Below are 12,037 nucleotides of genomic sequence, written 5' to 3'. Positions count from 1 at the left end.
GTATTTTTACGACCCCAATAATAAGCAAAACGAATAAAGTGAATCAGAAGGCATATCGGCTCGTATTTAGCCGGTTCAGAGGAATGCTTGTCGCCGTCGAGGAAACCGCCGCGGCAGCGGGCAAGGCAGGAGAAACACGCGCGACGGGCCGCGCATCGGGTGCGCTGGAGATTTGTCTGTCGTTGCGACAGCTTGCGCTGTCCGCGCTGCTTGCTCTCTCGCCGATCATGGCGTCCGCGCAGATCGTACCGGGCGGCACGCACGCGCCTGGCGTTGTCACGACACGGAACGGTATTCCACAGGTCAACATCAGCAAGCCCGCTGGTTCGGGCGTGTCGATGAACACCTACAACCAGTTCGACGTTCAGAAGAACGGCGCGATCCTGAATAACTCGCCGACCATCGTCAACACGCAGCAGGCGGGCTACATCAACGGCAATCCGAATTTCGGGCCAAACGATGCGGCGCGCGTCATCGTCAATCAGGTCAACAGCAGTTCGCCTTCGCAGTTGCGCGGGTATCTGGAAGTCGCGGGCAAGAGCGCGCAGGTTATCGTCGCGAATCCGAACGGGTTGCTTGTCGACGGCGGCGGTTTCATCAACACGTCGCGCGCGACCCTCACCACAGGCACGCCCAACTTCGCGGCCGACGGATCGCTCGCGGGTTTCAACGTGTCGGGCGGGAACATCACCGTGCAGGGCGCGGGGTTCAACGGGGCGAATGTCGATCAGGTCGATCTGCTCGCGCGCGCCGTGCAGGCCAATGCCGCGATCTATGCAAAGAACTTGAACGTCGTGACGGGCGCGAACAGCGTCGATTACGGCACGCTCGCTGCAACGCCGATTGCAGGCAGCGGAACCGCACCGGGTGTCTCCATCGACGTGAGCAACCTGGGTGGCATGTATGCAAATCGCATTGTGCTCGTCGGTACGGAGAATGGCGTCGGCGTGTCGAACAAGGGCGTGCTGGCGGCACAGGCGGGCGACCTGATCCTGACGACCCAGGGCAGGCTGGTACTGTCCGGTCAGACGAACGCGAGCGGCAATATCACGGCGAGCGCGCGCGATGGCATCGACAACAGCGGCACGACTTACGCGCAGCAAAGCGTCAGTACGAACACATCGGGCGCGCTCACCAATAGCGGCACACTCGCCGCGCAGCAGAACACGACCATCAACGCAGGCAGCGTCGCATCGTCGGGCACGCTCGGCGCGGGCGTGAATGGCGACGGCACGATTGCGAACTCGGGCGACCTGTCGGTCTCCGCGAGCGGCGCGATCACGGCAACCGGACGCAACGAAGGCGGCGGCAATACCACGATTCAGGGGGCTGTCGTCAGTCTCGCGGGCAGCAACACGTCGGCCAACGCCGCGCTCGCGCTGACGGCGAACAGTGGCGACCTGAACCTGTCGGGCGCGACCACGACGGCGGGCGGCGCGCTCAACGCCAACGCAGCGGGCTCGCTTGTCAACGACAGCGGCAAGCTGTCGGGCGGTTCGGTTCAGGCATCGGCGGCGAGCGTCTCGAATGCGGGCGGACAGATTGTTTCCGGTTCTGCTCTCGGCGTGAACACGCCGGGCGCACTTGGCAACCGTCAGGGCGTGTTCCAGTCGGTGGGCGGTGCGACCATCGGCAGCGCGTCGCTGGACAACACGGGCGGACAGATGCTGTCACTCAATGGTGACGGCCTGAACCTCGATGTGACGGGCACGTTGCTGAATGGTGTCGGCGGCGTGATCGGCGGCAACGGCAACGTTCAGTTGAGCGCGGCCATCTTCACGAATCAGGGCAAGGTGAACGCGCTGCGCAACGCGGTATTGCGCGCGTGGAATCTGACCAACAGCGGTACGGTGACGGCGGGCGGCACGCTGAACGTATCAGTAAGCGGCGCACTTGGTAACGCGGGCGGCGCGCTGTCAGGCTCGGCAACAACAGTCGCGGCCTCGTCCATCGACAACACGAACGGCAGTATCGACGGCAATGCACTCGCCGTCACGTCATCGAGCGACCTCGTCAATCGCAACGGCAAGCTGACGCAGTACGGCACGGCCGATCAGACCATCAGCGCGGGCGGCACGCTCGACAGCACGGGCGGCACGATTGCGTCGAACGCGAACACGCTGGCCGTTACCGCGAACACCATCACGAACGATGGCGGCACGCTCCAGCACGCGGGCGCGGGCATGCTCAAGCTCAAGGCAACGGGCGCGCTGTCGAACGCTGGCGGCAAGGTGCAGACGAACGGCGCGTTGAACGTTGCGGGCGCGAAGCTGGACAACAGCGGCGGCACGCTCACGGCGCAACAAACCGCACAGGTAAATGCTGACTCGGATATGGTCAACCGACGAGGCACGCTGTACGGAGGGAACGGGCTAACCGTCTCAACTCAGGGCGACATCGACAATACGGGCGGCTCGGCGCAGTCGGCGGGCGACCTGTCCGTGACGGCGGGCGGTGCGCTGTCGAACGCACAAGGCACGATCGCAGCAAACGGCGCGCACGGCGCGGTGAACGTGTCGGCGGCAAACGTCGATAACACGGGCGGCAAACTGACCAATGCGGGCGACGGCGAGACGACCGTGACGGCGTCGAACGTTACCAACACAGGCGGCACGCTTGGCGGCAATGGCGACGTGACCGTGAACGCGCAGATCGTGGCGAACGACGCGGGCGCGACCCTCGTCGCGGGCGGCGCTGCGAACCTGAACGTCACGCAGCGCGTGAACAACGCGGGCGGCACGCTTTACGGCGGCAGAGAGTTGAACCTCAATCAGGCGGGTGCGGCCGTCATTAACGAAGGCGGCGCGATCCTCGGCGGGCTGGACGTATCGGTCAATGTCGCGTCGCTGTCGAACGCGGGCGGCGCGATCCGCGCGAACCGGGACGTGTCGGCCAGTGGCATCTTCTCGGGCGGCGGCGACATGGTCGCGGGCCGCAACCTTGCGCTCGCCGTCAACGGCGACTACACGAACGGCGCGAGCAACAACCTTCACGCGGACGGCGCCATGACCGTGAACGCCACGGGCACGCTGACCAACACGGGCACACTCGCGGCCAATGGCGCGCTGACCGCGACGGGCGCGAACGTCGTGAACACGGCGGGCGCAGCCATCAATTCGTCGAATACGACGGTCAACGCGAACGGGATGCTGACCAACGCGGGACGCATTGAAGGCGACACCGTCACGACAAACAGCACCACGCTCGCCAATACCGGCACTGTTATCGGCAACAACGTGACGGTGAACGCGAACGACGTGCAGAACACCGGCGCGGCCGCAGTCATCGCAGGCGCGAACAGTGTGCGCGTCTACGCGCAAAACTCGGTGACGAACGCGGACGGCGCAACAATCTACAGCGCGGGAAATCTGGAGATCGCAAGGGACGGCACGCGCGACGGTACCGGCATGCTCGCCAACCAGACGGGCACGCTCACCAACAGCGCCGCGACCATCGAAGCGGACGGCGATATCGACATCGCCGCGCGCACGGTCAGCAACATCAGAACCGGCGTCGTCACGCAGGCGGGCACGCCGCAGGACGCGGGATCGACCACACTGACACTCTGGACGGCTGACCTCGGGAGCGACCTTTCGGTGGGCGTGTTCGGCAATTACCACAGTCTGGACTTCCCGCAATGGAACTGGAGCGCTGGCGCGATTTCCGACCAGACTATCCATGCCCTGGCGAACCCCATCACCGTGACCATTCCCGCTTCACAGGTCACGAACCTGGACACGAAGGCACAAACGTTTTCGCTCGCACAGCCGATCTACGATCACTATCAGTCGGGCGCCACGGTGGTGGCGCGCGACATCACAACGAACACGACGCAGTGGTACAACAGCCTGACGGACAACGGCGACGGCACGGTGTCGATCACGTTCTGGCCGGACTTCGATCCGAACAGGCAAATGCGTCCCGACCCGCTACAGGTCCGTTGGGACATCGGCAACCATGACTATGTCGAGAAGTCGCGCACCACGCAGACTACGACGACAACCGACCAGCTCGTGAGCGCGGGCAACGTCGCGAAGATCCAGGCGCAGGGCGCGATCCGCATCAACGCGAATGGCGGCAGCATCAATAACCAGGCGTCGACGATGGCAGCAGGCGGCGACCTCGTGCGTCGGGCGGATGGCGGCAGTGTCACCGATACGGGCACGGTGCTCCAGCAGGCAGTTGTGACGACTACGGAATCGGTCTTTTACTGGCACCAGAAAACGGGCGGCAGCACTGACACGCAGTCCCGGAAAGACGGCACGTATGACGGCGTTGCGCAATCCACGACGACCGTCGATACCCTGCCCGCGATTGCCTCGTCAAACTCGAATGTGCAGACGGATGCACAGTCCATCAGTATCAACGCCGTCGACCGTCAGGGGAACACAGTGGCCGGTTCCGGCGTCACGGGCGGCGGCGCGGACGGCACGCAGGCCGGGACTGTCAGCGGCCAGTCGAACCGGCCGCAGACGGTCGGCGGCGCGACGGGCGGCATCCCGAACCTGAAACTGCCGGTGAATGGTCTCTACACGTACAACACCGCGCCCGGTGCGACGTACCTGATTGCAACCGATCCGCGCTTCACCCAGTACGCGAATTTCATTTCGAGCGACTACCTGCTCAAGCAGTTGGGCTATGACCCGTCGACGGTGGAAAAGCGTCTCGGCGACGGGCTGTATGAAAGCACGCTGATCCGCAACCAGGTCACGCAACTGACGGGCCGCACGTACCTCGCCGGCTTCACCGACAACCTCGACGAATACACGGCGCTGATGAACAGCGGCGTCACGTATGCGAAGGCGTTCGGGCTGGAACCGGGCATTGCGCTGTCGGCCGCGCAGATGGCGCAACTCACGACTGACATGGTCTGGCTCGTGTCGCAGGACGTGACCTTGCCGGACGGCTCTCATCAAAGCGTGCTCGTGCCGCAGGTGTATCTCGCGCAGTCCGGCACGGTTGACCTGACACACAGCGGCGCGCTCGTTGCGGGCAACGCGGTGAATCTGAACGCCAGCGGCGACGTGAACAACAGCGGACACATCGTCAGCAACGTGGCGACCACGGTCATCGGTAACAACATCGTGAACAGCGGCATCATCGGCAGCGCGGGTACGACGGCCGTTGCCGCCGTGCAGGACGTGCGCAACACGAGTGGACGCATTGGCGGGACCGATGTCGTCGTGCAGGCCGGTCGCGATGTCATCAACGAGACGCAGACGTATGGCGTGTCAACCTCCTTCACCAACCGCAACTACGCCGGGACCACCACCGGGACGGCCGTCGATGCTGTCGGCGCGATTTCAGCGACTAACAGCGCGACAGTGATCGCCGGTCGCGACGTGAACCTCAATGGCGCGCAGGTCCAGGCTGGCGGCAATGCGGCCATTGCAGCGGGCCGCGATCTGAATGTCGGGACGGTCGAACTCACCGCGACGAAGGATTCGAGCGGGTTCGGTGGTCAGGATTTCCTGCACGACAAACAGACCCGGAATCTTGGTAGCGCGATTGTTGCGGGCGGCGACCTCACCACGGTATCGGGCCGCGATACGACGCTGACGAATGCCACGGTACGCGCAGGCGGAGACGCGACGGTTGTTGCTGGCGGCGACCTGACGGTGACGGCGGCGAAGGACGTTCATACGCACAATGAACAGTCGATGAGCAACAGCAAGAGCCAGTCGACCAACTCGGCCTATGACGAACAGGTGCAGGGTTCGAGCATCAGCGCGGGCGGCGACATCACGCTTGCAGCCGGTCAGAAAAGTACGGGCAACCTCTCGGTGCTCGGCTCGTCCGTTGCGACGGACACGAACGGCGGCGGTGTCAAACTCGTCTCGACGGGCGACGTGACGGTCGGCAGCGTCAGCGAAACACACGACTCGCAAAGCTGGTCGCATAACGAGCACTCCGGGTTCCTGTCGAAGCAGAAGGACACGGATACGACGAGTTCACATCAGGTGATCGCAAACGGCTCGACTGTATCGGGTGATACCGTGACAGGCGCGGCCGGTCACGACATGACGATTACTGGCTCGACGGTCGCTGCGACGAACGACGTGAATCTGTCCGCTGCGAACAGCCTGACGATCAACACGTCGCAGGACACGAGCGATTCCAGCCACTTCCACGAGACCACCAAAACCGGCCTCGGCAGTTCGGGCGGCATTGCCATCTCCTACGGCAAGGTCGACCAGAAAGACACGACGCGCGACAGTTCGGTGACGAACAACGGGAGTCTGGTCGGCAGTACGGACGGCAATGTCAATCTGAAGGCAGGCGCGGATCTGCATGTGACAGGCAGCGACCTTATCGCGGCGCAGAACGTCACGGGAACAGGTGCGAACGTGACGATTGATTCGGCCACGGGCACGACACACCACGACGAAACGCACGAAACCAGCAAGAGCGGTTTCACGCTCGGCCTGGCCGGTAGCGTGGGCGATGCGATCAACAATGCGATATCGCAGACGCAAAGCGCAAACCGGGACGCGGGCAACAACGACCGCGCAGCCGCGCTGCACAGCATTGCGGCCGCAGGCGACGCGGCAATGGTCGGCGCGGGGGCGATGTCCGCCGCCGGTGGCGGCAAGCCCGACATAGGCGTGCAGCTTTCGTTCGGTTCGAGTAAGAGCAAGAGCACATTCAGCGAGGACCAGACGATCAACAGTGGTTCCAGCGTCAGGACGGGCGGCACGGCGGCATTCGTGGCGACGGCTAACGGTCAGGCTGGAAGCGGCAATGTCACGATCGCCGGTTCGAACGTGAATGCGAACGACGTGATGCTCGTGGCAAAGAACCAGGTCAATCTCGTCAATACGACCGATACGGATTCGACGCGGAGCACCAACAAGTCCAGCAGCGCGAGCGTGGGCGTGCAGTACACCCTGGGCGGCGGCTTTGGCGTATCGGCGTCGATGTCGAACGCACACGGCGATGCGAACAGCGACGCGGCGATGCAGCACAACACGCACATCAATGGCGCGAACAGCGTGGCCATTGTGTCGGGTGGTGACACGAATATCGTCGGCGCGAACGTGAACGGCAAACAGGTGTCGGCGGATATCGGCGGCAACCTGAATATCGCGAGCGTGCAGGACACGACCGTGAGCACCGCGCATCAGAGCAGTTCGGGAGGCGGCTTCACCATCAGCCAGGGCGGCGGCAGCGCGAGTTTCAGTGCGCAGAACGGCCACGCGGATGGCAACTATGCGGGCGTGAACGAACAGGCTGGCATTCAGGCGGGCGACGGCGGATTTGCGATCAACGTCAAGGGCAACACGGACCTCAAGGGTGCGGTGATCGCGAGCGACGCGGGCGCGTCGAAGAACGCGCTGACGACGGGCACGCTGACGTTCAGCGACATCGAAGACCACTCGCACTACAGCGCGACGAGCAACGGTTTCAGCGCGGGCGGCGGTATCGGCTCGACGGGCAAGGCAACCGGCCCCGGCTCGGTCAGTGGTTCGGGCGGTGTCATCCCGATGATGACGCAGAACGAACACGGCGACGAGAGCGCTACTACCCGCAGCGCCGTGAGCGCGGGCGCGGTCAACGTCACGGATGGCGCGCATCAGACGCAGGATGTCGCGAGCCTGAGCCGCGACACGACGAACACGAACGGCACGGTAGCGAAAGCGCCCGACGTGAACCATATCCTTGACCAGCAGGCCGACACGATGCAGGCCGCGCAGGCGGCGGGTCAGGTCGTGGCGCAAGGCATTGGCGCCTATGCCGACGCGAAGCGCGACGCGGCGCTCGATACCGCACAGAAGGCGCTCGACAATGGCGACCTGAATGGCGCAGCGGCGGCGATGGCCGACTACAACAACTGGAAGGAAGGCGGCAACGGCCGCGCGGAACTCCAGGCGGCGGGCGGCGCGCTGATTGGCGGGCTGGGCGGTGGTAGCGCGTTCGGCGCAGCGGCGGGTGCTATGGGGGCAGGACTCGCGTCGAAAATGGCCGACCAGACGAAAGCGTTCGGCAGCAGCGTGGCGGACGCAACGGGTTCGTCGCTGGCGGGCAACATTGCGGGCAATATCCTGTCGGGACTTGGTGGCGCACTGGTGGGCGGTACGGCGGGCGCGGCGACGGCGTCGAACGTGAACCTGTACAACCAGGGGCATGACACGGGCGAAGCCGCGGCTGAGAAGAAAGCGGCAGGTCTGACGCAGCAACTTGTGGACACCTACAACAACGCCGTGCGGGTGCGCCAGGCGCTCGGCGATGGCATCAGTTCCAGTATCGACCAGTTCGTCGGTTTAATGACAGGCGGCGCGAAGGCGAAGATGGCGGAGTCGCCGTCTGACCTGATTGCGCAGGGGGCCGCGAACGGGGCCAATGCCGTGATCGGAGCGCGCGGCGGGGAGCCGCCTGCCGCGAGTCCAGGGGCGGTGCTCGTGGACCCTGCGGTACAGGCGTTGAACCCTGCGCAGAACGTTGCGGGGTATGGGCCGGGTAATGCTATTTTTAATAGCGGGGACGGTAGTACTGATGCGTCGAGCGCGAGCAACTCAACAAATCAGTCGGGGAAATCCGATCCGGCAAACACTAAAGTTCCGTCTTCGATCCTGGGTGGTGACGGAAAGTTACCGGCCGGGATTGGCGGAACGGGTACGCCGATCCCGATGGAGCCGACCAGAAACCCTAGCGCCACAGCAGAGCAATTTGCAAAGGCGGCGTTCAACGGTCAGACGCCGGTCAAGGTCGTGAATAACATTACGGGCGAAGGAAGCTGGGTTGCTATCATGCCCGACGGAACAGCCATTACTTATCGACCTGCGGGACAGGCCTCTACAGCAACGGCGACAACTACGGCGACCGTTGAAATCAACAGCGCAGCGGTTAGAAACATCAACAATGGCAATGTTGCTAAGTTCAAATTTCCCGGCAAGTGAGGAACCAATGTTCTCGTTTCCAGCTGATAGTTACCAGCGACAACTCATTGTTGCTGCTCTAGATGACTTCACGCCGAATGCAGTCTTTCCGGATTTCTTTGGCGGGCAGTATGGGGCCAATCCTGGAGTATGGAAGCAAGCGGTAATGGACTTTCTTTGCATCAATCTAAGGTGTGGACTTATTGAAGCTACGCACAGACCTGAGCTTTCGCAACGCCGAGATGTGCGAGCACTCGAAGTCCTCTTGACGCAGGGGGATATAGAGAATGGGTTGCCGACCGATATCGTTTGGGACGCTTTGTACTTCAATGGAACAGAAAAGCTCAACGCATTGCTTGAAGGTATAGGTATGCGGACGTGGGATGCGGTCGCGCGTGGTCCAGATTCGCGTTTGATTTCTGAGCTAACAAATCTCTATGCGAATAGTGCGAATAGTTGATCAGGGTATGTGCCGGACAACGCGACGCTTGCGAGCGGAGGCAAGAATAATCGTCTCCCGATTCCCGAAACAGTAACGGCCGATAATGGGTTGCAAGTTGAGTCGAATCCTAAGCACACCCCCGGTATGCCGGGCAATCGTCCCAATGCTGATACTGAGCCTAGCGGTTCGCTCGATCTCTTCAACTCCTCGATTCCGGGCGGCGAAAAAACGAGGTGCGCGATCGATTCCGAAGGCAATATCAACAGGTTTTATTCGGACCGGAACGGGGTCTATCAGGTATTTCAAATTTGGAATGCAGCAGCGCCGAATGAGTATTTAACTGCGATCGTAAGTGTCGTCTGTCCTACTCGTGAAGGGACAAAGGGATACTACGATCCAGTGAAAAACATTCGAGTTGTTACGAACTCCAAGACAGGGCTTGTAGTGACAGTGATTCCAGGAGCACCCGGCAAATGAAAAAAGTGTTCGTAGGATTGGATTTGGACGTAAAGGGAATCCTGCTCCGCGAGTGGGACCCTATCGGGATTAGTGATTCGCCGGAAGCTGAAGACGAATACGATTCCTATGTTCCACACGTTAGCAATATGTTGCGACAACAAAAAACACCAGAGGAACTTTACGCATATCTCCGGTGGATTGAAGTCGAACGCATTTGTCTTGACGGCGACAAAGCACATACGCGCAACATCGCGAACAAGCTGGCGGACTTGCCCAAAGACTAGAACCAAAGACTATTACCGAATGAAATTAAGCAAGAGGCTGGCGGCGCTGCCGCTCACAGCCCTGGTCACACTCGCGTCCGCACGCGCGCCGTTGCCAGCAGCCGAAGCGGCAGCAGCACGCGCGAACGCGGAGCAGAACCAGCAGTTACAACAGCAACGCGACGCGCAGCAGCGGGAGCAGAACGTCAACACGCCCGCCGTGCGCTCGACCGTGCCGAAGGCCGGGGTGTATCCCGACCTTCCGCACGAATCGCCGTGCTTTCGCGTTGACACGTTCGCGCTCGACGTACCGGCCACGCTGCCCGATATCGCGCGCAAGCATGGCGCGTCCAATCTCCCGCTCGACCCTTTCTGGTTCGCGCGCGAATGGCTCGATCATTACAAGGGCGAGTGCATCGGCAAGGCCGGACTTGACATACTCACGAAGGGATTGCAGCAGATGATCCTGTCGCGCGGCTACGTGACGACGCGCGTGCTGCTGCCCGAACAGGACATGTCGACGGGCACACTGAAAGTCGCGCTCGTGCCGGGTGTCGTGCGTCATCTGCGCTTTGCCGACCCTGGCACGCGCGGCACATGGAAATCCGCATTTCCCGCGCGCGACGGCGACCTGCTGAATCTCCGCGATCTTGAGCAGGGGCTAGAGCAGATGAAGCGCGTCGCTTCGCAGGACGTTGACATGAAGATCGAACCCACCGACGCGCCAGGCGAAAGCGATGTCGTGCTCAACGTCAAGCGCTCGAAGCCTTGGACGTTCGTCGTCTCAGCCGACAACTCGGGCACAGACGCAACGGGCAAATGGCAAGGCAACGTGAGCCTCGGCATTGATAACCCGCTCGGCCTGAACGACGTGTTCATGGTCGGCGCGAACCAGGACCTGTCGTTCGGCAACAAGGCGCTCGGCTCGCACGGTTTCAACGGCTCGTACTCCGTGCCGTGGGGCTACTGGACGGCAACGCTCTCGGGCAACACCAATACCTACTATCAGAACGTCGCAGGCGTGAACCAGACGTTTGTGTCCAGCGGCAACTCGCACACGGCCGCATTCCGGCTCGCACGCGTTCTCTCGCGCAGCCAGAGCGACGTGCTCGGCGCATACATTCAGCTATCGAAGCGCTTCGGCGAGAGCTTCATCGAAGGCACGACGATCCCGATTCAGGACCGCAACAACACGTTCATTGAAGCAGGCACAACGGATCGTCATTTCTTCGGCGCGGCACAGTTCGACGGCACGCTCGCGTACCGCCAGGGGATTCGCGGCCTCGGCGCGACAGGCGACCCGAACCCAGACCTGTACGACCCGACGACGCAGAGCAAGGCACACCCGACGTATCTGTACAAAATGGCCGTGCTAGACGCAAACCTTTCGATACCGTTCGCCGTTGCGTCGCAGAACTTCCGCTACGTGACCACCTTTCACGGCCAGTTCACCAACGATCTGCTGTTCTACCTCGACGACCTGACCATCGGCAGCCGGTACACGGTGCGCGGCTTCGACGGCGAGACGATGCTCGCGGCAGAGAAAGGCTTTTACTGGCGCAACGAACTGCAATGGCCCATCTTCCAGACGGGACAGTCACTATACGCAGGGATCGACTACGGGCGCGTGTTCGGCCCGAACACGGCGATTCTGGCGTGTACCCAGCTCGCAGGCGCGGTGATTGGCATTCGTGGCGGCATCCCGGCGAAATACGCGGGATTCTCGTATGACCTGTTCGCGGGCACGCCCATCTACAAACCAACCGGACTCCCAACCGCGCGCGTGACGGCCGGGGTACAGGTGACGATCCAGTTCTAGAGCAATGAGTACATTACCCCTTGCACAGCCATTCACTCTCAAACAGCACCATTTCAAGTCGTTAATATCCGCTCTCGTAGCGATTAGCGATTAGTGCTTGTGCGTTGTCCGCTGCATACAACCGGCGCTGCTGGATTGCAGTCCGTCGCATCGATGACCTGAGAACGGGCGAATCCAT

The 12,037-nt window shown here is 62.1% G+C and carries 5 protein-coding genes; all 5 read left to right on the top strand.

Going from position 1 to position 12,037, the window contains the following annotated elements; translation table 11 throughout:
• Window positions 1–38 precede the first annotated feature (38 nt).
• The 5 genes from C2L65_RS34125 to C2L65_RS34110 are packed head-to-tail and all read left to right on the top strand — an operon-like array spanning window position 39 to window position 11,859.
• Window positions 39–8,897 carry a two-partner secretion domain-containing protein gene (locus C2L65_RS34125; RefSeq protein WP_156132350.1) on the top strand — a complete coding sequence of 2,953 codons (8,859 nt, stop codon included), beginning with the start codon at window positions 39–41 and terminating at the stop codon, window positions 8,895–8,897.
• Between the two features lie 7 nt (window positions 8,898–8,904).
• Window positions 8,905–9,336: a hypothetical protein gene (locus tag C2L65_RS34120; protein WP_042311792.1), complete on the top strand. Its 432-nt coding sequence runs from the start codon at window positions 8,905–8,907 to the stop codon at window positions 9,334–9,336.
• A gap of 9 nt (window positions 9,337–9,345) precedes the next feature.
• Window positions 9,346–9,795 (top strand): hypothetical protein, encoded by a 450-nt coding sequence (locus C2L65_RS45755; RefSeq protein ID WP_156132348.1) that lies wholly within the window; start codon window positions 9,346–9,348, stop codon window positions 9,793–9,795.
• Window positions 9,792–10,061: a hypothetical protein gene (locus C2L65_RS34115; RefSeq protein WP_042311790.1), complete on the top strand. Its 270-nt coding sequence runs from the start codon at window positions 9,792–9,794 to the stop codon at window positions 10,059–10,061. The genes C2L65_RS45755 and C2L65_RS34115 overlap by 4 nt, the downstream gene beginning before the upstream one ends.
• 19 nt (window positions 10,062–10,080) lie before the next feature.
• Window positions 10,081–11,859: a ShlB/FhaC/HecB family hemolysin secretion/activation protein gene (locus C2L65_RS34110; RefSeq protein ID WP_042311787.1), complete on the top strand. Its 1,779-nt coding sequence runs from the start codon at window positions 10,081–10,083 to the stop codon at window positions 11,857–11,859.
• The last annotated feature ends 178 nt before the right edge of the window (window positions 11,860–12,037 follow it).

The organism is Paraburkholderia terrae (assembly GCF_002902925.1).
Classification (GTDB): domain Bacteria; phylum Pseudomonadota; class Gammaproteobacteria; order Burkholderiales; family Burkholderiaceae; genus Paraburkholderia; species Paraburkholderia terrae.
Note: the sequence above shows the minus strand (reverse complement) of the source record. Positions and strands in the feature narration are given on the sequence as shown.